Origin of the sequence: Pseudomonas sp. VA159-2, from assembly GCF_024126635.1 — a bacterium.
Classification (GTDB): domain Bacteria; phylum Pseudomonadota; class Gammaproteobacteria; order Pseudomonadales; family Pseudomonadaceae; genus Aquipseudomonas; species Aquipseudomonas muyukensis.
The window spans coordinates 1-24,869 of the sequence record NZ_JAMYBV010000005.1 but is presented as its reverse complement, the minus strand read 5'-3'; the positions used below and the strand labels follow the sequence as shown (position 1 = coordinate 24,869).

Annotated in this window: 26 protein-coding genes; 12 read left to right on the top strand and 14 right to left on the bottom strand. The window is 66.1% G+C overall.

The window, feature by feature from the left end; genetic code table 11:
* Positions 1 to 6 precede the first annotated feature (6 nt).
* Positions 7 to 333 carry a DUF3392 family protein gene (locus tag NJG22_RS06480; RefSeq protein ID WP_110735365.1) on the top strand — a complete coding sequence of 109 codons (327 nt, stop codon included), beginning with the start codon at positions 7 to 9 and terminating at the stop codon, positions 331 to 333.
* A gap of 41 nt (positions 334 to 374) precedes the next feature.
* Here the strand turns inward: NJG22_RS06480 and NJG22_RS06475 are convergent, their stop codons facing one another.
* The 6 genes from NJG22_RS06475 to NJG22_RS06450 all read right to left on the bottom strand — a co-directional run bounded on the left by NJG22_RS06475 (position 375) and on the right by NJG22_RS06450 (position 4,823).
* Positions 375 to 1,775: a serine protease gene (locus NJG22_RS06475; protein ID WP_253093291.1), complete on the bottom strand. Its 1,401-nt coding sequence runs from the start codon at positions 1,773 to 1,775 to the stop codon at positions 375 to 377.
* Positions 1,776 to 2,018: 243 nt separating this feature from the next.
* Positions 2,019 to 2,180: a hypothetical protein gene (locus NJG22_RS06470; RefSeq protein WP_253093290.1), complete on the bottom strand. Its 162-nt coding sequence runs from the start codon at positions 2,178 to 2,180 to the stop codon at positions 2,019 to 2,021.
* Positions 2,181 to 2,550: 370 nt separating this feature from the next.
* Positions 2,551 to 3,273 (bottom strand): tRNA (guanosine(46)-N7)-methyltransferase TrmB, encoded by a 723-nt coding sequence (gene trmB, locus NJG22_RS06465; protein WP_253093289.1) that lies wholly within the window; start codon positions 3,271 to 3,273, stop codon positions 2,551 to 2,553.
* 9 nt (positions 3,274 to 3,282) lie between these two features.
* Positions 3,283 to 4,095 (bottom strand): thiazole synthase, encoded by an 813-nt coding sequence (locus NJG22_RS06460; RefSeq protein ID WP_253093288.1) that lies wholly within the window; start codon positions 4,093 to 4,095, stop codon positions 3,283 to 3,285.
* Between the two features lie 53 nt (positions 4,096 to 4,148).
* A complete protein-coding gene (thiS, locus tag NJG22_RS06455; protein ID WP_253093287.1) occupies positions 4,149 to 4,349 on the bottom strand; it encodes a sulfur carrier protein ThiS in 201 nt (66 codons plus the stop codon).
* A gap of 102 nt (positions 4,350 to 4,451) precedes the next feature.
* Positions 4,452 to 4,823, bottom strand: coding sequence for a DUF423 domain-containing protein (locus NJG22_RS06450; protein ID WP_253093286.1), 372 nt, complete (start codon positions 4,821 to 4,823; stop codon positions 4,452 to 4,454).
* 64 nt (positions 4,824 to 4,887) lie between these two features.
* Here NJG22_RS06450 and mtgA point away from each other — a divergent pair, with 64 nt between their 5' ends.
* On the top strand, positions 4,888 to 5,598 hold the full coding sequence (gene mtgA / locus NJG22_RS06445) for a monofunctional biosynthetic peptidoglycan transglycosylase (RefSeq protein WP_253093285.1): 711 nt from the start codon (positions 4,888 to 4,890) through the stop codon (positions 5,596 to 5,598).
* A 153-nt stretch (positions 5,599 to 5,751) separates the two neighbouring features.
* Here mtgA and rpoH read toward each other — a convergent pair whose 3' ends face one another.
* From rpoH to ftsY, 4 genes are all read right to left on the bottom strand, one after another.
* Positions 5,752 to 6,606, bottom strand: a complete 855-nt coding sequence (gene rpoH / locus NJG22_RS06440) for an RNA polymerase sigma factor RpoH (RefSeq protein WP_253093284.1) — start codon at positions 6,604 to 6,606, stop codon at positions 5,752 to 5,754.
* 110 nt (positions 6,607 to 6,716) lie between these two features.
* Positions 6,717 to 7,745 carry a permease-like cell division protein FtsX gene (gene ftsX / locus NJG22_RS06435; RefSeq protein WP_253093283.1) on the bottom strand — a complete coding sequence of 343 codons (1,029 nt, stop codon included), beginning with the start codon at positions 7,743 to 7,745 and terminating at the stop codon, positions 6,717 to 6,719.
* Complete coding sequence (gene ftsE / locus NJG22_RS06430; protein ID WP_011531723.1) at positions 7,742 to 8,413, bottom strand: cell division ATP-binding protein FtsE; 672 nt, start codon at positions 8,411 to 8,413, stop codon at positions 7,742 to 7,744. The genes ftsX and ftsE overlap by 4 nt, the downstream gene beginning before the upstream one ends.
* Complete coding sequence (ftsY, locus tag NJG22_RS06425; protein WP_253093282.1) at positions 8,410 to 9,951, bottom strand: signal recognition particle-docking protein FtsY; 1,542 nt, start codon at positions 9,949 to 9,951, stop codon at positions 8,410 to 8,412. The genes ftsE and ftsY overlap by 4 nt, the downstream gene beginning before the upstream one ends.
* Before the next feature lie 234 nt (positions 9,952 to 10,185).
* Here ftsY and NJG22_RS06420 point away from each other — a divergent pair, with 234 nt between their 5' ends.
* The 4 genes from NJG22_RS06420 to NJG22_RS06405 all read left to right on the top strand — a co-directional run bounded on the left by NJG22_RS06420 (position 10,186) and on the right by NJG22_RS06405 (position 14,695).
* On the top strand, positions 10,186 to 11,541 hold the full coding sequence (locus tag NJG22_RS06420; RefSeq protein WP_253093281.1) for a pitrilysin family protein: 1,356 nt from the start codon (positions 10,186 to 10,188) through the stop codon (positions 11,539 to 11,541).
* Positions 11,534 to 13,027, top strand: a complete 1,494-nt coding sequence (locus tag NJG22_RS06415) for a pitrilysin family protein (protein ID WP_253093280.1) — start codon at positions 11,534 to 11,536, stop codon at positions 13,025 to 13,027. Before NJG22_RS06420 ends, NJG22_RS06415 begins: the two co-directional genes overlap by 8 nt.
* Positions 13,027 to 13,641, top strand: a complete 615-nt coding sequence (rsmD, locus tag NJG22_RS06410; RefSeq protein WP_253093279.1) for a 16S rRNA (guanine(966)-N(2))-methyltransferase RsmD — start codon at positions 13,027 to 13,029, stop codon at positions 13,639 to 13,641. The genes NJG22_RS06415 and rsmD overlap by 1 nt, the downstream gene beginning before the upstream one ends.
* A 61-nt stretch (positions 13,642 to 13,702) precedes the next feature.
* The gene (locus NJG22_RS06405) at positions 13,703 to 14,695 is read left to right on the top strand and encodes a hydrolase (protein ID WP_253093278.1); all 993 of its coding nucleotides are present in this window, start codon (positions 13,703 to 13,705) and stop codon (positions 14,693 to 14,695) included.
* Positions 14,696 to 14,756: 61 nt separating this feature from the next.
* On the opposite strand, the gene NJG22_RS06400 is transcribed toward NJG22_RS06405, so the two are convergent.
* Both NJG22_RS06400 and NJG22_RS06395 read right to left on the bottom strand, forming a co-directional pair.
* Positions 14,757 to 15,611 carry a sulfurtransferase gene (locus NJG22_RS06400; RefSeq protein WP_253093277.1) on the bottom strand — a complete coding sequence of 285 codons (855 nt, stop codon included), beginning with the start codon at positions 15,609 to 15,611 and terminating at the stop codon, positions 14,757 to 14,759.
* Between the two features lie 34 nt (positions 15,612 to 15,645).
* The gene (locus tag NJG22_RS06395) at positions 15,646 to 16,311 is read right to left on the bottom strand and encodes a TetR/AcrR family transcriptional regulator (protein WP_217851995.1); all 666 of its coding nucleotides are present in this window, start codon (positions 16,309 to 16,311) and stop codon (positions 15,646 to 15,648) included.
* Positions 16,312 to 16,481: 170 nt separating this feature from the next.
* Between NJG22_RS06395 and NJG22_RS06390 the strand changes: the two genes are divergently transcribed.
* The 6 genes from NJG22_RS06390 (at position 16,482) to ggt (ending at position 22,679) form a co-directional block, all read left to right on the top strand.
* Positions 16,482 to 17,912 (top strand): coniferyl aldehyde dehydrogenase, encoded by a 1,431-nt coding sequence (locus NJG22_RS06390; RefSeq protein ID WP_253093276.1) that lies wholly within the window; start codon positions 16,482 to 16,484, stop codon positions 17,910 to 17,912.
* Positions 17,912 to 18,397 (top strand): twin-arginine translocation pathway signal protein, encoded by a 486-nt coding sequence (locus NJG22_RS06385; protein ID WP_253093275.1) that lies wholly within the window; start codon positions 17,912 to 17,914, stop codon positions 18,395 to 18,397. Before NJG22_RS06390 ends, NJG22_RS06385 begins: the two co-directional genes overlap by 1 nt.
* Positions 18,398 to 18,447: 50 nt before the next feature.
* Entirely contained in the window at positions 18,448 to 20,046 is a 1,599-nt protein-coding gene (locus tag NJG22_RS06380) for a GMC family oxidoreductase (RefSeq protein WP_253093274.1), read from the top strand.
* Between the two features lie 111 nt (positions 20,047 to 20,157).
* Positions 20,158 to 20,637 (top strand): pantetheine-phosphate adenylyltransferase, encoded by a 480-nt coding sequence (gene coaD, locus NJG22_RS06375; RefSeq protein ID WP_134691301.1) that lies wholly within the window; start codon positions 20,158 to 20,160, stop codon positions 20,635 to 20,637.
* Positions 20,638 to 20,745: 108 nt separating this feature from the next.
* A complete protein-coding gene (locus NJG22_RS06370; RefSeq protein WP_011531711.1) occupies positions 20,746 to 20,997 on the top strand; it encodes a YfhL family 4Fe-4S dicluster ferredoxin in 252 nt (83 codons plus the stop codon).
* Positions 20,997 to 22,679 carry a gamma-glutamyltransferase gene (gene ggt / locus NJG22_RS06365; protein WP_253093273.1) on the top strand — a complete coding sequence of 561 codons (1,683 nt, stop codon included), beginning with the start codon at positions 20,997 to 20,999 and terminating at the stop codon, positions 22,677 to 22,679. Before NJG22_RS06370 ends, ggt begins: the two co-directional genes overlap by 1 nt.
* Positions 22,680 to 22,730: 51 nt before the next feature.
* Here the strand turns inward: ggt and mutM are convergent, their stop codons facing one another.
* Both mutM and NJG22_RS06355 read right to left on the bottom strand, forming a co-directional pair.
* Positions 22,731 to 23,543 carry a bifunctional DNA-formamidopyrimidine glycosylase/DNA-(apurinic or apyrimidinic site) lyase gene (gene mutM, locus NJG22_RS06360; protein ID WP_253093272.1) on the bottom strand — a complete coding sequence of 271 codons (813 nt, stop codon included), beginning with the start codon at positions 23,541 to 23,543 and terminating at the stop codon, positions 22,731 to 22,733.
* A 3-nt stretch (positions 23,544 to 23,546) separates the two neighbouring features.
* Positions 23,547 to 24,365 (bottom strand): HDOD domain-containing protein, encoded by an 819-nt coding sequence (locus NJG22_RS06355; protein WP_253093441.1) that lies wholly within the window; start codon positions 24,363 to 24,365, stop codon positions 23,547 to 23,549.
* Positions 24,366 to 24,869 lie beyond the last annotated feature (504 nt).

Genomic DNA, 24,869 nt, shown 5'->3' with positions numbered 1-24,869 from the left:
TGACCCATGGACTTGGTACTTGACCTGCTCTCGACCGTTTCCCGCTGGAGCCGCAGCAATTTATCGGAGATCTCCCTGGCCCTGGTGGGCTGCTTGCTGGTGCTGTTCGGCACCGATATCAAGGGCTGGGTGGAAGGCCGCCTGGGCGGCCTGGCCGGCGCCTTGCGGGTGCCGTTCATGGCCTTGCTGGTGATGATCGGCAGCGGCGCGGCGCTGATCTATGCGACGCCGTGGGTCGTGAAGGGGCTGGGGCAGTTCAACAACTATGCACTGGCCCCGGTGTTGCTGGTGGTGCTGGTGTTGATTGGTGTTGTGGCTGATCGGCGAGGTTGAGCCTGCAAGCGTGCGCGGGCCGCAAAGGACCCGCGCACCGTTCAAGTTCGAGGGCGCAGCCTGACCTCCACCGCTACTGAACGCTGCCCGGCGTAATCGATGCCCACGGCACACAACCGGCTGTCTTGGCGGACGATGATCTTGCTGCTCAAATCGCCGTAGCCACGGGGATCTGCACAGGCGGTACTCTGCCAGGGCCCCAGCTTGAACTCCACACGCTGGAACAGGATGTGCCTTGACGGCACATTGATCCGATAGGCCCAGCGACCGAATGCATCCAGGTAGGGTGCGCTGACGTCCATCTCCGGTTGTGCTGCGGGCCCCGGCGGGTGTACCACCACTGGCAACGCCACGGCATTGCGGTTGGCAGGCTCAGGCCCATCCGCCTCGCGCCCCCATAAGCACAACGCCAGTACCGTTGGATTCGCCGGCGCCAGGATCAAGCCTGTCACAGGAAGATTCAGCACATCACCCGAGACCTGCTGCACTCCGTATCCATCCGCTTGCTCACATTGCTCCGGCCATTGCGCAAGCTTGGCCTGATAGAAGGGCGTCGTAGAGTACACAGGTGAATCGATGACGATAGGTGCCTGAACGGACTGTTTGTAGATCAGGCGGCTGTCATCGTCTTTTTCCACCAGCACGTTGAAGACATTGTCCAACCCGCAGCCTTCGCCCTGGGCATTGAAGCGCCCCTGTATCAGGCAGGCCGGAAGGAAGCTCAGGTCCGAAGCATGGCCGGCACCAGGCAACGTGCTGTGGAAGATTGCCAAGACACGATGCGTTGCATCCAGCACCGGACTGCCAGAGTCACCCGGCTGCAGGCTTGCGCCCTCCACCCTCAACAGATGGCGATACACGACACCATCGCCAGTCTTCATGTCGATCCATGGCAGATCCTGTTCCGGCCAACTGGCGATACCGCGATGGCTGTCACTCAAGCGCGGTACGGCGATAACCGGTTCATCCTCGACGGCCTTGCGTCCAGCCAAAGCCAAAGGGGTAACCCCAAGCGCCTTGAGTGCACCCTGAGTCTGGGACAGTTCGAAGATGGCGAAATCCAGGCCCCGACGCGAGACATAACGCACCCGAGCGACGGAGAAATGCCTGCCGGCAACACTGGCGAAACTGATATGCCCAGTCCCGGGCAACTCCGCATCGACAATGTCGGCGCTATCCTCCAGTGCATGTCCGCTACCCACTAGCAAAGCGGGTGCTGCATCGTTGCCGCTGTCGATCAGAAATGCCGTGCTCTGCGCGACTTGGCGCAGCGCGAAGTTCGGTGCAAAGTTTTTGGTCGTGCGCTCGTACATCGCCATGCCAGAGAGGTTGATACCGCTCCCTGGCGGTGCCGACGCTTCACAGCCGAACGCGACCATGCATAGCGTGGCAACGCTAAGCAGTGCACCCAGTGTGGACGAGAGATAAGGCGTGACATGCATGATGAATCTCCTGGTTTTCAGGCTTGAATGCCCGGACCAGAAGGCTCACACAGCGCGTGGATGACCAGTGCATAACATGTGCTACCTGCGCAAAGGCCGGACAAGAACACAGGCCTGATTTTCAGGAGGATTCGAATGGGTGTGGTGGCGGATCAACAGGGTTGAGCACTTGCTAAAAGCCGCCCTGGCGGGCCAGGGCGGCTTCTCACCCGACCAACCTCTTAACGGGCATCGTCGAAGTGATCACGCAGGAAATCCCTGACGGTCCTGAAAACGATCAGGATCCGAACCAGCTTCCATACGCGGCTCAGCGTATTCAGCAAACGCTTCATATGCCTTGGCCTCCGTGTTGGCTGGGCCATTCTTCCAGCGTCTAACCGGCACTTCGACACCTTCGGAGATCATGTGGGGTGGTCTCCAGTGAAGTGGCCGGGTAGATGGCCCTTCGAAACCCTGCCGGCGCGGTTCGTAGGCCGCGTCGAAGGGGCCGAGACAACAGAACGAATTCGTTTCCCGGCCCGCCACTGGAGATTCCCCCATGAGAGCGGGGCAATCTTACGACAGCGAAAGGTTCAAGGCTGTCACCTGCTCAGTCACACTTGATGCCTAATATTTCCGTGATTGACGCACTCCACAAGTACTCCTAGTATCGCGTTTGTGGGTGGTCTCCAGTGACGCTTGAAACGCGCAGGCTGAGGATTCGTAACCCGAAGCCCGCATAAAAAAACCGCCTTTCACAAGGCGGTTTTTTTGTTTGCGGTCAGGCAACCCAGGCTCAGCCCACCTTCTCGAACTTCAAGTCCCACACCCCATGCCCAAGGCGCTCACCACGGCGCTCGAACTTGGTGATCGGACGCTCTTGCGGGCGCGGCACATAAGCGCCATCGGTTGCCTGGTTGCGATAGCCAGGTGCTGCGCTCATCACTTCCAGCATGTATTCGGCATAGGGCTCCCAGTCAGTCGCCATGTGGAATACGCCACCGGGCTTGAGCTTGCGGCGCACCAACTCGGCGAACTCCAGCTGAACGATCCGGCGCTTGTGATGACGCGCCTTGTGCCAAGGATCCGGGAAGAACAGCATCAGCCGGTCGAGGCTGTTGTCGGCCACGCAGCGGTTGAGCACCTCGATGGCGTCGCAGTCGTACACCCGCAGGTTCTTCAGGCCCTGAGTGAGCACGCCGTTGAGCAGCGCGCCAACACCTGGGCGGTGCACTTCGACGCCGATGAAGTCCAGCTCCGGCGAGGCGGCGGCCATCTCAAGCAGCGAGTGGCCCATGCCAAAGCCGATCTCCAGGGTACGCGGCGCAGAACGGCCAAACACCTGGTCGTAGTCCACCGGGTTGTCGGCCAGCGGCAGGATGAACTGCGGGCCGCCCTGGTCCAGGCCACGTTGCTGGCCTTCGGTCATGCGCCCGGCGCGCATCACGAAGCTCTTGATGCGGCGGTGCGGGCGGGCTTCGCCGTCTTCGGTGATCGGCGTTTCTTGCGATTCAGTCATCAGGGGCTCTTACTTGATCAGACCTTCCAGCGGCGAAGACGCGCTGGCATAGAGTTTCTTCGGCATGCGCCCGGCGAGATACGCCATGCGGCCGGCAACGATGGCGTGTTTCATGGCCTCGGCCATCAGCACCGGCTGCTGGGCATGGGCAATGGCCGAGTTCATCAGCACCGCCTCGCAGCCCATCTCCATGGCGATGGTGGCGTCGGAGGCGGTACCCACGCCGGCATCGACCAGCACCGGCACCTTGGATTCTTCCAGAATGATCTGCAGGTTGTACGGATTGCAGATACCCAGGCCGGTGCCGATCAGGCCGGCCAGCGGCATCACGGCGATACAGCCGGCTTCGGCCAGCTGGCGGGCAATGATCGGGTCGTCGCTGGTGTAGACCATCACGTCGAAACCATCCTTGACCAGCACTTCGGCGGCCTTGAGGGTTTCGATCACGTTGGGGAACAGGGTTTTCTGGTCGGCCAGCACTTCCAGCTTCACCAGCGTCCGGTTTTCGTGGGACTTGTGGCCGTCGAGCAGCTCACGGGCCAGGCGGCAGGTACGCACCGCCTCGACCGCATCGAAGCAGCCCGCTGTGTTCGGCAGGATGGTGTACTTGTCGGGCGACAACACATCGAGCAGGTTCGGCTCGCCCGCATTCTGACCAAGGTTGGTGCGACGCACGGCGACGGTGACGATCTCGGCACCCGAGGCCTCGGTGGCCAGGCGGGTTTCTTCCATGTCACGGTACTTGCCAGTGCCGACCAGCAGGCGCGACTGGAAAGTGCGCCCGGCCAGGATGAAGGGCTTGTCGCTGCGAACGTTACTCATCGTTGTTCCTCAGGAAAGATTGCGGGACTTTGCTGGCGAGGTTTCAGGGGCGGTTAGCCGCCACCGATGGCGTGGACCACCTCGACCTGATCGCCGTCCTTAAGCTGCGTGCTTTCGTGCTGGCTGCGCGGCACGATGTCCAGGTTCAGCTCCACCGCCACCCGGCGGCCGGCCAGCTCCAGCCGGCCCAGCAGCGCCGCGACGCTCTCGCCCGCGGGCAGGTCGTAAGGTTCACCGTTAAGTTGAATGCGCATGCGCACGGCCACCATTGTTCTTTGGGGCCCGCATTCTAGCCCCGATCCGCCTTGCAACCCAAGGGCGGCACACGCCATTAGTCGCGATTGTGGACCGTTCGGTCAGCCCAGGCGCCAGGCGGCCAGCCCCAGGCACAGCCAGCCGGCGAGGAAGCACAGGCCACCCAGTGGGGTGATCATGCCGAGCTTGCCCAGGCCGCTGAGGGTCAGCACATAGAGGCTACCGGAGAACAGCAGGATGCCCAGCGCGAACAGACCACCGGCCCAGCCGGCCAGGCGCCCGGGCAGGTGCGCCGACAACACCGCCACGCCCAGGATCGCCAGGGCATGCACCAGCTGGTAGGTGACGCCGGTATGGAAGATCGCCAGGTAGTCGGCGCTGAGGCGGTTTTTCAAACCATGGGCGGCGAAAGCGCCAAGCGCGACACCGGTAAAGCCGAAGAACGCGGCGAGCATCAGGAAGCTGCGAAGCATGGGACGACTCCTCCAGAGGGGTCTGTATAATGGCCGGTTCCTACGGTCCGGCCAAGCCATCACCATGCTGTCATCCCTTCTCCGTCGCCTTGCCCGCGCCCTGCTCTGGTTCGCGGCTGCCAGCATTGTCGTGGTGCTGGTGCTGCGCTGGGTGCCGCCGCCCGGCACGGCGCTGATGGTCGAGCGCAAGGTGCAATCCTGGGGCAGTGGCGAGCCGATCGACCTGCAACGCGACTGGACACCCTGGGCAGACATCTCCGATGAGCTGAAGGTGGCGGTGATCGCCGGCGAGGACCAGAAGTTCGCCAGCCACTGGGGCTTCGACATTCCGGCAATCCAGGCGGCACTGGCCTACAACGAGCGTGGCGGCAAGGTGCGCGGCGCCAGCACGCTCACCCAGCAAGTGGCCAAGAACCTGTTCCTGTGGTCTGGGCGCAGTTGGTTGCGCAAGGGCCTGGAAGCCTGGTTCACCGCGCTGATCGAGCTGTTCTGGTCGAAGGAGCGAATCCTCGAGGTGTACTTGAACAGCGCCGAATGGGGCAAGGGCGTGTTCGGTGCCCAGGCCGCGGCGCGTTATCACTTCGGCGTGGATGCCAGCCGCCTGACGCGACAACAGGCCGCACAGCTCGCGGCGGTGCTGCCGAGCCCGATCAAGTGGAGCGCCAGCCGGCCCAGCGCCTATGTGGCCAGCCGCGCCGGCTGGATCCGCCGGCAGATGAGCCAGCTGGGCGGGCCGAGCTACCTGATGCAGCTGGATCCTGCACACCGACAGTGACCGCGATGGACAGCACCGGCTGCGCCGGTGTTCGCCGGCAAGCCGGCTCCTACAGGGGCTACGCGATACCTTCAGAAGCTGGCGCAGACAACACCAATGAAAAGGCCGCTTACCCAGGAGGCAAGCGGCCTTTTCGATCCAGCCAGGCGTCGATCAGATGGTAATCAGTGCCTTGACCTTGTTCATCGCGTTCTTCTCCAACTGGCGAATACGCTCCGCCGACACGCTGTACTTCTCGGCCAGCTCATGCAAAGTGGCCTTCTCCTCGGCCAGCCAACGCTGGTAGAGGATGTCGCGGCTGCGATCATCCAGGCCTTGCAGGGCTTCATGCAGATTGCTGGTGGAGTTGTCGCTCCAGTCAGCGTCCTCCAGCTGCACGGCCGGGTCGTAGCGATGGTCTTCCAGGTAATGCGCAGGCGACTGGAAGGCACTGTCGTCGTCGGCTTCTGCCGCAGGGTCGAAGGCCATGTCCTGGCCGCTCAGGCGGCTTTCCATCTCGCGCACTTCACGAGGCTCGACGCCGAGGCTTTCGGCCACGCGATGCACTTCGTCGTTGTTCAGCCAGGCCAGGCGCTTCTTCTGGCTGCGCAGGTTGAAGAACAACTTGCGCTGGGCCTTGGTGGTAGCCACCTTGACGATGCGCCAGTTGCGCAGGATGAACTCGTGGATCTCGGCCTTGATCCAGTGCACCGCGAAGGACACCAGACGCACGCCCATTTCCGGGTTGAAGCGCTTTACCGCTTTCATCAGGCCAACGTTGCCTTCCTGGATCAGGTCGGCCTGGGCCAGCCCGTAGCCTGCGTAGCTACGGGCAATGTGGACAACGAAACGCAGGTGGGCCATCACCATTTGCCGAGCGGCCTCAAGATCCTGCTCGTAGTAGAGACGCTCGGCCAGTTCACGCTCCTGCTCCGGGGTCAGCAAGGGAATGCTGTTGACCGTGTGCACATAGGCTTCCAGGTTTGCACCGGGAACCAGGGCATAGGCAGGTTGCAACGAATTGGTCATTCAAGTACCTCCGGCTTACAGACTCATGCCTTTTGGGCACTGCCAGCATAGACAAGGAACCCTTGTACAAGTTCCATAATGAAAAATTTGTCAATACTGGCCACAAAACATTATCGCGGCGCCAGCTCGTTCAGGTGGCGAGCCACTGCGATCCATGCACCGATATACCCCAACAGCACCGCCCCGATCAAGAGCGAAAGACCATCCGCAGCGGGAACACCGCCCAGGGCAAAATCACTGCCGTACAAGCCCGAAAGCCCGACTACCGCGTCGTTGAGCCAGTTCAGGCCGAACGCCAGGATGCCCCAGGCCAGCACACCGGCACCCAGGCCGTACAGCGCGCCCATGTAGAGAAAGGGCCGGCGTACATAGCTGTCGGTGCCACCCACCAGCTTGATCACTTCGATCTCGACGCGGCGGTTTTCAATATGTAGACGAATAGTGTTACCAATTACTAACAGCAGCGCGGAAATCAACATCACCGCCAGGCCGAAGACGAAGCGGTCGCCGAGCTTGAGGATCGCCGCCAGGCGCTCGACCCACACCAGGTCCAACTGCGCCGCCTCGACCCGCGGCAGCTGCGAAAGGCGCTGGCGCAGGGCCTCCAAGGCCGGCTTGTCGACCTCGGTCGGCGTCACCACTACAACGCCGGGCAGCGGGTTGTCCGGCAGCTCGCGCAGGGCCTCACCCAACCCGGACTGCTGCTGGAACTCTTCCAGCGCCTGCTCGCGACTGATGTACTGGGCCTCGGCAACCCCCGGCATGCCCATGATCTCGTCGCGCAGGGCCTCGCCATCGCGGCTGCTGGCATCGAGCTTGAGGTACAGCGAAATCTGCGCCGCGCGCTGCCACGAGCCGCCAAGCTTCTCGACGTTCTTGAGCAGCAGCGACAGGCCCATGGGCATGCTCAGCGCCACGGCCATCACCAGGCAGGTGAAGAAACTGCCGATCGGCTGCTTGCCCAGGCGACGCAAGCTGTCGGCCAGGCTGGCACGATGGCTTTCCAGCCAGGCGTGCAGGAGGCTGCGAAAGTCCGGACCATCGTCATCGTGATCGCCACGCTTTTTCTTCGACGGCTGCGGATCGGCGGCTTTCGGCGCGACGCGCTCGGAAACCTTTGGTGTACGTGTAGTGCTCATTGCCCGGCCTCCCCATCGCCGATCAAGCGGCCGCGTTGCAACGTCAGCATGCGGTGGCGCATGCGCGCGATCAGCGCCAGGTCGTGGCTGGCGATCAGCACCGTGGTGCCGAGGCGGTTGATGTCCTCGAATACGCCCATGATCTCCGCGGCCAGGCGCGGGTCGAGGTTACCGGTGGGTTCGTCGGCCAGCAGCAAGGCGGGCTGGTGGACGATGGCGCGGGCGATGCCGACCCGCTGTTGCTGGCCGGTGGACAGGTCGGCGGGGAACAGCTCGCCCTTGTCGCTCAGCGACACACGCTCCAGCGCCGAGTCCACCCGCTTGGCGATCTCGGCCTTGGACAGGCCGAGGATCTGCAGCGGCAGGGCGATGTTGTTGAACACGGTGCGGTCGAACAGCAGCTGGTGGTTCTGGAATACCACGCCGATCTGCCGGCGCAGGAATGGAATCTGCGCGTTGCTGATCTGCCCCAGGTCCTGACCGGCCAGCAGCAGCTTGCCGCTGGTCGGGCGCTCCATGGCCAGCAGCAGGCGCAGCAGGGTGCTCTTGCCGGCGCCGGAGTGGCCGGTGACGAACAGGAACTCGCCACGACGCGCCCGGAAGCTCAGTTCGTGCAGGCCGACATGGCCGTTGGGATAGCGCTTGGCTACCTGTTCGAATCGGATCATGAAGGTTCCCGCTCGGCGAACAGCGCCTTGACGAAAGGTTCGGCCTCGAAGGTGCGCAGGTCGTCGATGCCTTCGCCCACACCGATGAAGCGGATCGGGATATTGAACTGCTTGGCCAGGGCGAAGATCACCCCGCCCTTGGCCGTGCCGTCCAGCTTGGTCAGGGCCAGGCCGGTCAGCTCGACGCTCTGGTTGAAATACTTGGCCTGGCTGATGGCGTTCTGCCCGGTACCGGCGTCGAGCACCAGCAGCACCTCGTGCGGCGCCTCGGCGTCCAGCTTGCCCATGACCCGACGAACCTTCTTCAGTTCTTCCATCAGGTTGTCCTTGGTGTGCAAGCGTCCGGCGGTGTCGGCGATCAGCACATCGACGTTACGGGCCTTGGCGGCCTGCACGGCGTCGAAGATCACCGAAGCCGAGTCGGCACCGGTGTGCTGGGCGATCACCGGGATCTGGTTGCGCTCGCCCCACACCTGCAACTGCTCCACCGCGGCGGCGCGGAAGGTGTCACCGGCGGCGAGCATGACCTTCTTGCCTTCGAGCTGCAGCTTTTTGGCCAGCTTGCCGATGGTGGTGGTCTTGCCGGCACCGTTCACGCCGACCACGAGGATCACGTAGGGCTTGTTCTGCGCCTCGATCTTCAGCGGTTGCTCGACCGGGCGCAGCAGCGCGGCCAGTTCGTCCTGCAGCGACTTGTACAGCGCGTCGGCGTCGGCCAACTGTTTGCGCGCAACCTTCTGCGTGAGGTTCTGGACGATGGTCGAGGTGGCCTCGACGCCGACGTCGGCGGTCAGCAGGCGGGTCTCGATCTCGTCGAGCAGGTCGTCGTCGATGACTTTCTTGCCCAGGAACAGGCTGGCCATGCCTTCGCCGATGCTGGCACTGGTCTTCGACAGGCCCTGCTTGAGGCGGGCGAAGAAGCCAGGCTTGGCCTGTTCGGTGGCGACGGGGGTCGGCTCTGGCTCCGGTACTGGGGCTGGTGCTGGAGCTGGTGCTGGTTCCGCTGCAACGGCGGCCGCGACAGGTTCGACGACCACTGGCGCCAGCACGGCGGCCTCGACCACCTCCGGCTCGACTGCCGGGCGTTGCGCAATGGCCGGCGGCGCCTTGGGCTCGAGATCAGGGACCAGCGCCACCGGCTCTTCGGCAACTGGCAGGACCAGGTTGCTGACCGGCGCGGCAGGCGCCTGCTCCGGGGCTGGGGCTGGCGGAGTCGGCTCAGGCTCGACCAGAGCGGGCTGTACGGGCTCGTCGGCCTGCGACTCGACGGCTTGCACCTGCACGACAGGTTCTGCCGCCTGAGCCGGCGAAGGCACGGGCGCGGGCGCCTCGACCACCGGGGCCACCGGCTCGAGCGGGGCAGGCGGTTCGGCCGCGGCAACCGGCTCGACCGGCGCCGTCGGCTCTACGGCCTGCGGTTCAGGGGCTTGCGGCTGTTCGGCGACAGTGGGCTGCGGCTTCTTGCGAAACCAGCTGAACAGGCCTTTCTTCTCGCCAGCCTCGGCCGGCGCTTTTTTGTCGTCGTTGGAACCAAACATGGAAGACGGCTATCTCAGGGTAGCGATGGGCCAGCAGCGGCGCATCGGGAATTCTCGAGTCACGCAGAACAGACTACCGTGGAGCCATCTGGTTCATGCGCAACGTTTTGTCGTAAGGGCCTGCGGGCCAGAACGGCGACAGGCATGGTCGCCAGGCAACCGGATCAGTATCCTAGCACCTCCTGGCCCGCCGACGCTAAACCCAAGCGGGCCGCCGAACAGGTTAAACACCGTATGAATGCTCTAGCCCGCCGCGCCGCAGGCCTGTTGCTCGGCACGTTGTGCCTGCCGCTCGCGGCCTTGGCCGCCGATGTGCAACCCACCCACGAATTCATCCTCGACAACGGCCTGAAGGTGGTCGTGCGCGAGGATCACCGCGCCCCGGTGGTGGTTTCGCAGATCTGGTACAAGGTCGGCTCCAGCTACGAGACACCGGGCCAGACCGGCCTGTCCCACGCCCTCGAGCACATGATGTTCAAGGGCAGCGCCAAGGTTGGCCCCGGCGAGGCCTCGCGCATCCTGCGCGACCTCGGCGCCGAGGAAAACGCCTTCACCAGCGACGACTACACCGCCTACTACCAGGTGCTGGCCCGCGACCGCCTGCCGGTGGCCTTCGAGCTCGAGGCCGATCGCCTGGCCAGCCTGCGCCTGCCGGCCGATGAATTCAGCCGGGAAATCGAGGTGATCAAGGAAGAGCGTCGCCTGCGTACCGACGACCAGCCCAACGCCAAGGCCTTCGAGCTGTTTCGCGCCATGGCCTACCCGGCCAGCGGCTACCACACCCCGACCATCGGCTGGATGGCCGACCTCGAGCGCATGAAGGTCGAGGAGCTGCGGCACTGGTACGAATCCTGGTACGCGCCGAACAACGCCACCCTGGTGGTGGTCGGCGACGTCAAGCCCGACGAAGTCAAAGCCCTGGCGCAGAAGTACTTCGGCCCCATCCCCAAGCGTGCCGTGCCGCCGAGCAAACTGCCGCTGGAGCTGGCCGAGCCCGGCCAGCGCCAGTTGACCCTGCACCTGCGCACGCAACTGCCCAGCCTGATCTACGGCTTCAACGTCCCGGCCCTGGCCACCGCCAAGGACCCGCGCAGCGTCAACGCCCTGCGGCTGATCTCGGCCTTGCTCGACGGCGGCTACAGCGCCCGCATGCCGGCCCGCCTGGAACGCGGCCAGGAGCTGGTGGCCGGCGCCTCGTCCAGCTACGACGCCTTCACCCGCGGCGACAGCCTGTTCCTGATCTCGGCCACGCCCAACGTGCAAAAGCACAAGACCCTGGCCGAGGTCGAGAAAGGCGTCTGGCAACTGCTCGACGAACTCAAGACCACCCCGCCCAGTGCCGAAGAGCTCGAGCGCGTGCGCGCCCAGGTGATCGCCGGCCTGGTCTATGACCGCGACTCCATCAGCAGCCAGGCCACCACCATCGGCCAGCTGGAAACCGTCGGCCTGTCCTGGAAACTGATCGACAGCGAGCTCGACGACCTCAAGCGCGTCACCCCGCAGGACATCCAGGCCGCCGCCCGCACCTACTTCACCCGCGAACGCCTGAGCGTTGCCCATGTACTGCCCGAGGAGTCCGCTGATGAGTGATCGCAGCGCACCGCGCTACACCCTGTTCGGCCTGGCGATCATCGTGCTGGTGGTGGCCGTTGCCGTACTGCTGGCCCGCCCGGCCCAATCCGACAACGCCGCCAAGCCGGACCCCGCCGCCCGCCCGGCCAATACCCTGCAGTCGCTGGCCGAGCTCGACGGCAAGGCGCCCAGCCGCCGCCAGCTGGACATCCAGCACTGGACCACCGCCGAAGGCGCCCGCGTGCTGTTCGTCGAAGCCCGCGAGCTGCCGATGTTCGACCTGCGCCTGACCTTCGCCGCCGGCAGCAGCCAGGACGGTAGCGTCCCGGGCCTGGCGGCCCTGACCAACGCCATGCTCAACGAAGGCGTGGCCGGCAAGGACGTGACCGCCATCGCCGAAGGCTTCGAAGGCCTGGGCGCCGACTTCGGCAACGGCTCTTACCGCGACATGGCCGTGGCCTCGCTGCGCAGCCTCAGCGTCGCCGACAAGCGCGAGCCGGCGCTCAGGCTGTTCACCGAGGTGGTCGGCAAGCCGAGCTTCCCCGAGGACGCCCTCAAGCGCATCAAGAACCAGATGCTCGCCGGCTTCGAGTACGAGAAGCAGAACCCGGGCAAGATCGCCGGCAAGACGCTGTTCGCCAACCTCTATGCCAGCCACCCCTACGCCCACCCCAGCGACGGCACCGCGCAGACCATCCCCGGCATCACCCTGGAGCAACTGCGCGCCTTCCACGCCAAGGCCTACACCGCTGGCAACGCGGTGATCGCCCTGGTCGGCGACCTCAGCCGCACCGAGGCCGAGGCCATCGCCGCCCAGGTTTCCGCCGGCCTGCCCAAGGGCCAGGCCCTGGCCAAGCCCGGGCAACCGGTGCAGCCCAAACCGGGGGTGACCCACATCGACTTCCCGTCCAAGCAGACCCACCTGATGCTGGCCGAGCTGGGCATCGACCGTAACGACCCGGACTGGGCCGCCCTGTCGCTGGGCAACCAGATCCTCGGCGGCGGCGCCTTCGGCACCCGGCTGATGAGCGAGGTGCGCGAGAAGCGCGGCCTGACCTACGGCGTGTACTCGGTGTTCAGCCCAATGCAGGTGCGCGGTCCGTTCATGATCAACCTGCAGACCCGCGCCGAGCTCAGCGAAGGCACGCTCAAGCTGGTCCAGGATATCCTCGCCGAGTACCTGAAGAACGGCCCCACGCAACAGGAGCTGGACGACGCCAAGCGCGAACTGGCCGGCAGCTTCCCGCTGTCCAATGCCAGCAACGCCAGCATCGTCGGCCAACTGGGCGCGATCGGTTTCTACGACTTGCCGCTGAGCTGGCTGGAAGATTTCATGCAGCAGTCCCAGGCGCTGACCGTCGAGCAGGTCAAGGCGGCGATGAACAAGCACCTCGCGGCGGACCAGCTGGTGATCGTCACCGTCGGCCCGAAGGTGGCGCAAAAGCCGCTGCCGGCCCCCACTGACAAACCCGCCGAGCAGCCGCTCGGCGTACCGGAGCACTAATGCCAAGATCCACCCCCACCGCGCGCCCGGCCCCGGGCGCCAGCAAGGGCCCCGGCCAGTTGCGCATCATCGCCGGCGAGTGGCGCAGCCGCCGCCTGGCCGTGCCGGAAGGCGAAGGCCTGCGCCCCACCCCCGACCGCGTGCGCGAGACCCTGTTCAACTGGCTGGCGCCCTACATCGAAGGCGCCCGGGTGCTCGATGCCTTCACCGGCAGCGGCGCGCTGGTGCTCGAGGCGTTGTCGCGCGGCGCGCAAGACGCCGTGGCGTTGGACAGCAACCCGGCGGCCATCGCCAACCTCAAGCACAACCTGGAGCTGCTGCGCTGCCCGCGCGGGCAGATCCTGCAAAGCGACGCCCTGCGTTACCTGCAAGGCCCGACCAAGCAGCAGTTCGACGTGGTGTTCCTCGACCCGCCGTTCCATCAGGACCTGCTGGCCAGCACCTGCAACCTGCTGGAACAAGGCCAGTGGCTGCGCGAGCAGGCATGGATCTACACCGAAAGCGAGGCGTCCCCCTCCTCGCTGCCGATGCCAGGCAACTGGCGCCTGCACCGCGAGAAAAAGACCGGGCAGGTGCATTACGCCTTGTGGCAGCGGGCGACAGCCGACCAATAGCGCAGGTACAGTGGCGCTGTTTCATGGCACTCTAGGCGGGCACAACACGAGCCCCCCCAGCATGTCCAGCCTCAGCGCCACCTTCCGCCCGGCCACCGGCCTGTCCAACCCCCACCTGCAAACCTTGTGGGGGCCACTGTGGCGCAAGCTCCCTGACCTTGCGCGCCAACGCGAACGCCTGTGGCTGGCTGACGGCGACTTCCTCGACCTCGACTGGCACGGCCCGCACCGGCCTGACGCACCGCTGGTGCTGGTACTGCACGGCCTGACCGGTTCCTCTCACTCGCCCTATGTCAAAGGCCTGCAGCAAGCCCTGCAGGCGCACGGCTGGGCCAGCGTCGCGCTGAACTGGCGCGGGTGCTCGGGCGAGCCCAACCTGCTGCCGCGCAGCTACCACTCCGGCGCCAGCGAAGACCTGGCCGAGACCCTCCGTCACCTGCGCGCCCAGCGACCGCTGGCGCCGCTGTATGCAGTGGGTTACTCGCTGGGCGGCAACGTACTGCTCAAGTACCTGGGGGAAAGTGGCTCGGCCAGCTTGCTGGAGGCGGCGGTGGCAGTGTCGGTGCCGTTTCGCCTGGACCAATGCGCCGACCGCATCGGCCAGGGTATCTCGAAGGTCTACCAGGCGCATTTCATGCGCGAGATGCGTGGCTACGTGCACAACAAGCAGCGGCTTTTTCGCGACCAGGGCCACCGCGAAGGGCTGGCCGCCCTCGAGCGCCTCGGCTCGCTGCGCAACCTGCGCACGTTCTGGGATTTCGACGGGCGGGTCACTGCGCCGCTCAATGGTTTCAACGACGCCCACGATTACTACCGGCGGGCCTCGAGCCGTTATTACCTGGGCGAAAACCGCACGCCGACGCTGATCATCCACGCCAGCGACGATCCATTCGTGTTCGGCCACAGCCTGCCGAATGCCAATGAGCTGGCCACAGGGACGCAGTTCGAACTGCACAGCCGGGGTGGCCATGTTGGCTTCGTGGACGGCAGCCTGCGCAATCCCGGGTATTACCTGGAGCGACGGATTCCACAATGGCTGCTGCAGGGGCGGTGACGCTGCAGCAGCCAGCCTTGCTGGCGAATGGGCCTTCTGGCAAGGCTCCTACAGGTCCAGGTCAGTCACCGGTCGCCACGGGGTGTTGCGGGTCATTGATCCACTCGCTCCAGGAACCTGCATACAACCGTCCCAACGGATAGCCCGCCAGCGCCAGGGCGAACAGGTTGTGGCAAGCGGTCACGCCCGAGCCGCAGTAGGCCACCAGCTGCTCCGGCGAGCGATCGCCCAGTTTCTCGGCAAAACGCTGCTTGAGTTGCACGGCCGGCAGGAATCGCCCGTCGGCACCAAGGTTGTCGGTAAACGCCGCGCACTGCGCGCCGGGAATATGCCCAGCCACCGGGTCGATCGGCTCCACCTCGCCACGAAAACGCGGCAGCCCGCGGGCATCGATCAAGGTCAGCGTCGGCTCGCCCAGGCGCTTGGCCAGGTGCTCGGCGTCGACCAACATTTTCATGTCTGGCTCACCGCTGAACGTGCCCTCGCGCCGTGGCGGCGGGTCGAGGCTCAGCGGCAGGTGCGCGGCATGCCAGGCCTTGAGCCCGCCATCGAGGATGAACACCGCGCTGCGCTTGCCCAACCAGGCCAGCAACCACCAGGCACGGGCGGCATAAGCCCCTGGGCCGTCGTCGTAGAGCACCACCTGGCTATCGTCGTCCAGCCCCCACTCGCGCAGGCGCTCGACCAGCCGTTGCGGGTCTGGCAACGGGTGCCGCCCGGTGCGCCCCTTGACCACCGGCCCGCTCAAGTCGCGTTCCAGGTCGGCGAAGTGCGCCCCGGCGATATGCCCTTGGGCATAGCTGCGTTGGCCGTAGTCGACATCTTCCAGGGCAAAGCGACAATCGAGGATCACCAGGCCGGGCGTATCCAGACGCTCGGCCAGTTGCTGCGGGGTGATCAGTTGCGCAAGGGGCATGACAATCTCCTGACAGGTGGCTCGATGGCCCTGGCTAGTGCTCCAGGGCCTGGTTGAAGGGAACGTGGAACTCGTCGCACAAGGCATCCACCGCACCGCGCGAGGCCGGGGTGACAAACCCCAGCTCCAGCACCAGCACCTGGTACACGCCGCGTTTGAACGCTTCCTCGCCCAGGTGCGCGCTATGCTCGCGGGTGGTGCTGAGAAAACGCACCCAGGAGGTCAGCACGATCCAGGCATTGATGGTCAGCGATTCGATCTGCGCAGCCTCCATGGCCAGGATCCCGGCCTCGACGAAACCACGGTAGATCGCCTGGCCCTGCTGCAGGCAGCGCCGCGAGAAGCGCCGGTAGCGGGCGGCCAGCTCCGGGTCGCTGTCGAGCAGGTGCTCGAGGTCGCGGTGCAGGAAACGGTAGTTCCACATCGCCGCCAGCAGCGCCTTGAGGTAGAAACGCTTGTCCTCGACGGTGGCGACGCGGCCCTGGGGCGGGCGCAAAAAACTGTCGACCAGCTCTTCGTACTGGCTGAACAGCAAGGCGATGATCGCCTGCTTGTTGGGAAAGTGGTAGTACAGGTTGCCGGGTGAAATTTCCATGTGCGCGGCAATGTGGTTGGTACTGACACTGCGCTCGCCCTGCTGGTTGAACAGCTCCAGGCTGTTCTGCACGATGCGCTCTCGGGTCTTCATGCGCGGGGCCATGCTCAGCTCCAGTCTCCGGGCGTTCAAGTGATGGGGCATCTTACGGGCTATTGCCCGGTAACGTCAGGGCCGGGCTGCACGAATGTCCGTTGATCTGGCAGAAAAAACACTCTCCCCGGAAAGAATTAGAGTATAGGCTCTATTCACTTCCAGCCACGGGTGTCCGCGCCATGACCTCGATCACCACCCCACCTCCTGTTGCATCCGACCTCGGGCTGGAGACGATGTTCGCCGCCCAACGCCAGGCATTCGTCGACAACCCCATGCCGCCGGCCGCGCAACGCCGGCAGTGGTTGAAAAGCCTGCGCGAAGCCCTGGTGAAAGAACAGCAAGCGCTGATCGCGGCCATCGACAGCGACTTTTCCGGGCGCAGCCGCGACGAGACCCTGATCGCCGAACTGCTGCCCTCGGTGCAGGGCCTGCGCCATGCCGAGCGCCACCTGCAGCGCTGGATGCGACCGTCACGGCGGCGCGCGGGCCTGGCGTTCCAGCCAGCCAGCGCCAAGGTGCTGTACCAGCCGCTGGGGGTGGTGGGGGTGATCGTGCCGTGGAACTACCCGCTGTTTCTCGCCATCGGCCCGCTGACCGGTGCCCTGGCCGCCGGCAACCGGGTGATGCTCAAGCTCAGCGAGGCCACCCCGGCCACCGGCCTGCTACTCAAGGCGTTGCTCGAGCGGGTGTTCCCCGCCGACCTGGTCAGCGTGGTGCTGGGCGAGGTGGAGGTGGGCCAGGCCTTCTCGCGCCTGCCCTTCGACCACCTGCTGTTCACCGGCGCCACCGGCGTGGGCCGCCATGTCATGCAGGCCGCGGCGCACAACCTCACCCCGGTGACCCTCGAGCTGGGCGGCAAGTCGCCGGCCATCGTCTCGCGGCAGGTGCCCCTGGACACCGCCGCCGAACGCATCGCCTTCGGCAAGCACCTCAACGCTGGGCAGACCTGTGTCGCCCCCGACTATGTGCTGGTGCCGCGCAACCGCCTGGGCGCCTTCGCCGAGGCCTACCAGCGCGCCGTGCGCCGGCAGTTCCCGCGGGTTACCGACAACCCTGACTACACCCGCATCATCAACCCACGCCAGTTGCAGCGCCTCGAGCACCTGCTGGCCGACGCCCGCGAGCGCGGCGCCCAGGTGCTCGACTTGTACCCCGACGAGCCCCGCCAGGGCCGCTGCCTGCCGCCACACCTGCTGCTTGAGGTGAACGACGACATGCAGGTGATGCACGAGGAGATCTTCGGCCCGCTGCTGCCGCTGGTGCCCTACGACAGCCTCGACCAGGCGCTGGCCTACATCAACCAGCGCCCGCGGCCGTTGGCCCTGTACTACTTCGGCTACGACCGCGCCGAGCAGGCGCGGGTGCTGCGCGACACCCACTCCGGCGGGGTGTGCCTCAACGACACCCTGTTGCACGTGGCCCAGGACGACCTGCCGTTCGGTGGCATCGGCCCGTCGGGCATGGGCCACTACCATGGCCACGAGGGTTTCCTGACCTTCAGCAAGGCCAAGGCGGTGCTGGCCAAGCAGCGCATCAATGCGGCCCGGCTGATCTACCCACCCTATGGCAAGGCCTTGCAACGCCTGGTCTACAAGCTGTTCATCCGCTGATGCGGCGCCGCGAGCTGCTGCGCCTGGGCATGGGCGCCACGCTGTTCCTGGGCGCCACCAGCCTGCTCGGGTGCACCCAGCAGACGCCCTCGAGCGGCTACCACGCGCTGCGCGAGGACGACCTGGTGCTGCTGCGGGCGTTGATCCCGGTGGTGCTGGCCGGCACCCAGGCAGCCCCCGAGCTGGTGCTGCATAGCCTCGACCACAAGCTGGCAGCACTGTCGCCGGCCATGCTCAAGCTCAGCCGGCAATTGTTCGATGTGCTGAGCCTGCCCCTGACCTGCGGGCCGTTGACCGGGGTCTGGGGCAGTTGGGCTAGCGCTGACGCCACGCAGGTCGAGGCGTTTCTGCAACGCTGGCGCGACAGTTCACTGGACCTGCTGCGCCAGGGACATGCGTCGTTACTGCAATTGCTGTTGATGGCCTGGTACGAGCGCCCAGAAGCCTGGGCGGCCTGCGGCTACCCCGGGCCACCCAGGATCTGACTCATCGCGCCCATGGTTTCAACTACCCGATCGCTGCCAGAGAGAAGCCCATGCCTGTGCCAGACCCGTTTCGCCAAGGCCTCGAACGAGGCTGGATCACCCATGACGGTTCACGCCTGGAGCAGGACCAGACCCTCGAGGCCGACGTCGCCGTGATCGGCAGCGGCGCGGGCGGCGCCACCACTGCCGAGCTGCTCAGCGCCGCCGGGCTGAAGGTGCTGCTGATCGAGGAAGGCCCGCTGAAGACCAGCAGCGATTTCCACCTGCTGGAAAACCAGGCCTACGCCGACCTCTACCAGGAAGGCCTCGGGCGCCTGAGCAAGGATGGCGCCATCACCATCCTCCAGGGCCGGGCGGTGGGCGGCACCACCCTGGTCAACTGGACCTCGAGCTTTCGCACCCCGCCCCAGACCCTGGAGCACTGGGCCCGGGAACACGCGGTCGAAGGCCTCGACAGTGCCGCCATGGCACCCTGGTTCGCGCGCATGGAGCAACGCCTGGGCATCAGCCCCTGGGCGCTGCCGCCGAACGCCAACAACGACGTGCTGCGCCGTGGCTGCGAGGCCCTCGGCCATCGCTGGGCGGTGATCCCGCGCAATGTGCGCGGCTGCTGGAACCTGGGTTATTGCGGCATGGGCTGCCCGGTCAACGCCAAGCAGTCGATGCTGGTGACCAGCATCCCCGCCACCCTGGACAACGGCGGCGCGCTGCTCTACCTGGCCCGCGCCGAACGTTTCAGCCACGATGGCCAGCGCATCGACCACCTGCAATGCCAGGCCCTCGATGCCCAGGGCATCCAGCCCAGCGGCCGCCAGGTGCGCGTGCGTGCCCGCCACTACGTGCTGGCCGGCGGCGGCATCAACAGCCCGGCCCTGCTGCTGCGCTCCCAGGCGCCAGACCCGCACCAGCGCCTGGGCAAACGCACCTTCCTGCACCTGGTCAATTTCAGCGCCGCGCAGTTCGAGGCACGCATCGATCCTTACTACGGCGCCCCGCAGTCGATCTACAGCGACCAGTTCCAATGGCAGGCGGGCGTCACCGGGCCGGTCGGCTACAAACTCGAGGTGCCGCCGCTGCACCCGGCGCTGGCCAGCACCCTGCTGGGCGGCCATGGCCAGGACAACGCCCTGCGCATGGCCGAGCTGCCCCACACCCATGTGATGCTGGCGCTGCTGCGCGACGGCTTCCACCCCGACAGCCCCGGCGGCCAGGTGGAACTGCGCGGCGACGGCTCGCCCGTGCTCGACTACCCGGTTACCGACTACCTGCGCGACGGTTTGCGTCGCGCCTGGCACAGCATGGCGCAGATCCAGTTCGCCGCCGGTGCCCGCCGGGTGTTGCCGGTACACGGCGACGCCCGCTATGTCGACACGCCCGGGCAAGCCCAGGCGATGATCGACCAGCTGCCCCTGCAACTGTTGCGCATGCGCCTGGGCAGCGCCCATGTGATGGGCGGCTGCGCCCTCGGCGAAGACCCGCGCCAGGCCGTGTGCGACAGCCTGGGCCGCCACCACCAGCTGGAAAACCTGTCGATCCACGATGGTTCGCTGTTCCCCACCAGCATCGGCGCCAACCCGCAATTATCGGTGTATGCCCTGGCCGCGCGGCTCAGCGACGCGCTGATCGGCCGCCTGGCAGCACGCGCATGACAGCCAATGGCCGTACTGTCTATAGTGCCATCGGCCGGCCACGCGACTTGGCCGGGCGCAATCGCTGCGCTACCATCCGACTCCCCAACGCACTCCAGCCAGGATGACGCGATGAACCGAGTGTTGTACCCGGGTACTTTCGACCCCATTACCAAAGGCCATGGCGACCTGGTCGAACGCGCCTCGCGGCTGTTCGACCACGTGATCATCGCCGTGGCGGCCAGCCCCAAGAAAAACCCCCTGTTCCCGCTGGAACAACGGGTCGAGCTGGCCCGCGAGGTCACCAAGCACCTGCCCAATGTCGAGGTCATCGGCTTCTCCACCCTGCTGGCGCACTTCGCCAAGGAGCAGGGCGCCAATGTCTTCCTGCGTGGCCTGCGCGCGGTCTCCGACTTCGAGTACGAGTTCCAGCTGGCCAACATGAACCGCCAGCTGGCGCCGGACGTCGAGAGCCTGTTCCTGACGCCATCGGAGCGCTACTCGTTCATTTCCTCGACCCTGGTCCGGGAAATCGCCGCGCTGGGTGGTGATATCACCAAGTTCGTCCATCCGGCGGTGGCCGACGCGCTGACCGAGCGCTTCCGCAAGTAAGCCACGGGGCAGGATGTCGCGCCCGCGTGCACTGCGGGCGCGAATCCGGCACAATTGCCCCCATCGCTTTGAAACATGCCCGGGCCCGACGCCCAGGCCGGAGTCCCCATGTCCCTGATCATCACCGACGATTGCATCAACTGCGACGTCTGCGAACCCGAGTGCCCGAACGCCGCCATCTCGCAAGGCGAAGAGATCTACGTGATCGACCCGAACCTGTGCACCCAGTGCGTGGGCCACTACGACGAGCCACAGTGCCAGCAGGTCTGCCCGGTCGACTGCATCCCGCTGGATGAAGCCCACCCGGAAACCGAAGACGAGCTGATGGCCAAGTACCGCCGGATCACCGGCAAGGCCTGATGCCGTTCGTCGCCGCGATACGCCGCGCAGCCCTCGGCGCCGTCCTGGCGCTGCTGGCCAGCGGTGCCCTGGCCGCAGGCCCGGGCCGCTCGGCGATCGCCAGCCCGCACCAAGAGGCCACCGCGGCGGCGCAGCACATCCTGCAGCAGGGCGGTAACGCCTTCGACGCCGCGGTGGCCATCAGCGCCGCGCTGGCCGTGGTCGAGCCCTATGGCTCGGGCCTGGGCGGCGGCGGTTTCTTCCTGTTGCGCGAAGCGGGCGACACGCCGCGCTATGCCTTCCTCGACGCGCGCGAGCGCGCCCCCGCCGCTGCGCGTGCCGATATGTACCTCAAGGACGGCAAGGTGCAGCCGGGCCTGTCGACCAACGGCCCGCTGGCGGCCGCCATTCCCGGCCTGCCCCAGGCCCTGGCCGAGCTCGCCGCCACCCACGGCAAGCTGCCGCTCAAGGACAGCCTGGCCCCGGCCATTCGCCTGGCCAACCAGGGCTTTGCCGTCGACCGCATCTACCGCGACCGCGCCACCATGCGCCTGAACGCCCTGCGTGACGACGCCGAGAGCGCCCGGCTGTTCCTCGCCGACAATGACGTGCCGGCCCTGGGCACGCTGATCCGCCAGCCGGAGCTGGCCAGCACCCTGCAGCGCATGGCCGAGCACGGTCGCGACGGTTTCTATCGCGGCCCGCTGGCCAAGCGCCTGGTCGATGGCGTGCGCCAGGCCGGCGGCATCTGGACCCTGGACGACCTGGCCGCTTACCGCAGCGCCTGGCGCGAGCCGTTGCGCTACCCACTGGCCGAGCAGCGCGAGCTGATCAGCAGCCCACCGCCCTCGGCCGGCGGCATCGCCCTGGCCCAGAGCCTGGCCATGCTCCAGCGCCTGCCCTGGCAGAGCGCCGAGCCGGTGCAGCGCAGCCACTACGTGGTCGAGGTGCTGCGCCGCGCCTACCGCGACCGCGGCCTGCTGGGCGACCCGGACTATGTCAGCAATCCGGTCAATCGCCTGCTGGCGCGGCACTACCTGACCGGCCTGGCCGACAGTATCGAGGTGCACCAGGCCACGCCGAGCAGCGCCCTGCCGCCCTCGCCGGCCTGGCGCGAAGGCGACCACACCACGCATTTCTCGGTGATCGACGCCCAGGGCAATGCCGTCTCGGCCACGCTGTCGGTCAACCTGCCGTTTGGCGCGGCCTTCAGCGTGCCCGGCACCGGCCTGGTGCTGAACAACGAAATGGACGATTTCGCCGCCGATCCTGGCGGCAGCAACAGCTACGGGCTGGCGGGCAGCCAGGCGAATGCCGTGGCGGCGGGCAAGCGGCCATTGTCGAGCATGAGCCCGACCTTCATCGAAAGCCCCGGCCAGTTCGCCAGCTTCGGCACCCCTGGCGGCAGCCGCATACCCAGCATGGTGCTGCTATCGGTCATGGGTCTGCTCGAAGGCAGGCCAGTGGCCGAGTGGCCGGCGACGCCGCGCTATCACCATCAGTACCTGCCGGATGTGCTGGAGCATGAGCCGGGGACGTTCAGTGCAGGGCAGAAGGCCGAACTTGAAGGGCGCGGGTATCGGCTGAAGGATGTCGGACGCCAGTATGGAAATCAGCAGGTGCTGTATTGGGACAAGGCTGGCGGGACCCTGGAGGCGGCCAGTGATCCGCGAGGCGTGGGGCAGTCAGCGATAGGCTACTGAGCCCTCGGCCCTTTCGCCGGCAAGGCCGCTCCTGCAGGATTCGTACTGACGCTAGCGCTGGCATTTCGGGCAGAACACGCTGGCCCGCTGCCCCAGCTTCACCTCGCGCAGCTCGGTGCCGCACAGCTTGCACGGCTGCCCACCGCGCCCATACACGAACAACTCCTGCTGGAAGTACCCCGGCTGACCATCGCCGCCGATGAAGTCGCGCAAGGTGGTGCCGCCCTGCTCGATGGCCGCCGCCAGCACGCGCTTGATCTCGATCGCCAGCTTCAGGTAACGCGCCCGGGAAATCCCGCCCGCCTCGCGGCGCGGGTCGATGCCGGCGGCGAACAACGCCTCGGTGGCGTAGATATTGCCCACCCCCACCACCACCGCGTTGTCCATGATGAACGGCTTGACCGCCATCGACCGCCCGCGCGACAGCTGGAACAGGCGTTCGCCGTCGAACAGCTCGGTCAACGGCTCCGGCCCCAGGCGCAGGAGCAGTTCATGGTTGAGCGGGTCCAGGCTCCAGAGCATGGCGCCGAAGCGCCGCGGGTCGGTGTAGCGCAGTATCAGCCCCGACTCCAGCTCGATATCCACATGCTCGTGCTTGGCCGCCGGCAACCCCAGCTCGACCAGGCGCAGGTTGCCCGACATGCCCAGGTGGCTGATCAGCGTGCCGACCTCGGCGTTGATCAACAGGTACTTGGCCCGGCGCTCGACACTGACGATCCGCTGCCCCGACAGGCGCACGTCGAGGTCTTCCGGAATCGGCCAGCGCAGGCGCCGGTCGCGCACCACCACGCGGCTGACCCGCTGGCCTTCCAGGTGCGGGGCGATCCCGCGCCGGGTGGTCTCGACCTCTGGTAGTTCCGGCATGGTTCAGTGCCCGCCCATTTCGCGAATGTTCTGCTTGAGCTGCTCGAAGTCGTATTCGGTCAGGCCAATGTAGTCCAGCACCAGCGGGCCGACCATGTTCCATTCGTGATCGACGCTCTGGCTGCCCAGGACCCGGTACGAGGCGCAGATGTGCTCGGACATCTTCAGTACCGCCAACAGGTTCTTCAGCTGGGTCTGGGTGTTGCGCGAGGACTCGTCGCGGAACACCGCCAGGGCGTTGTGGTGGTTGGCGATGGCCGCGCTGATGTGCTCCGGCAGGCGCCAGGACTTGGCGGTGAAGTAGCCGACCACCGAATGGTTGGTGTTGAACACGCGGTTCTCGGTGTCCACCACGCGAACTTCGTCGCTGGCCTTGGCGTAGGACTCTTCCAGCACTTCCATGTAGTTGGGGAAGCGCTTGTGCATCAGCGGCACGCCACAATCGTGGAACAGGCCCAGGGTGTAGGCCTCGTCCACCGCCTGGATGCCGGTGCGCTTGGCCAGGGTCAGGCAGGTCATGGCCACGTCCTGGGCGGTGTCCCAGAACGGGTTGAGGGTAACGATGGTCTCGTCGCTCATCTCGCCTTTGATCGATTGCGCGTTGATCAGGTTGATGATCGAACGGCTACCCAGCAGGTTCACCGCGCGCTGGATCGAACCGATCTTGTTCGCCAGGCCGAATTGCGCCGAATTGACCAGTTTCAGCAGGGCACCAGACAGCCCCGGGTCCTGGCTGATCAGCTTGGCGATGGTCTCCAGGTCCGGGTCGGGCATGTACTGCTCGAACTGCAGGTCGACCATGATCTGCGGTTGCGGCGGAATGGTAATGCCCTGCAGGGCTTGCTGGATCTGTTCGGCGGTAAGTTCCTGGGACATGCGTGCACTCTCGCTGGGGACGGGGGATTCTAACCCTGTACTCCGGCAGGGTAACTATCAGTGGATCGTTGGATCCAAGAATTTCTTTAGCGCTGTAGGAGCCAGCCTTGCTGGCGAACACCGGCATAGCCGGTGCCATCCTCCCCGTTGCCTGGTTCGCCAGCATGCGTCGCGATGGCGCGCGCAGCGGCCCCAGGTTTCAGCTACGCCGCATGGATCGCCGGGGCCGCTTCGCGGCCCTTTCCGACCGGTCCGGCGCCCCGGCAAGGCCGCTCCTACGGTGCGCTCACCCGCGGCTCGCGTACACCTTCTGACCGGCCCAACCGAACCTGTAGGAGCGGCCTTGCGTCGCGATGGGGCGCGCAGCGGCACCAGGTTTCAGCTACGCCGCATGGATCGCCGGGGCCGCTTCGCGGCCCTTTCCGACCGGTCCGGCGCCCCGGCAAGGCC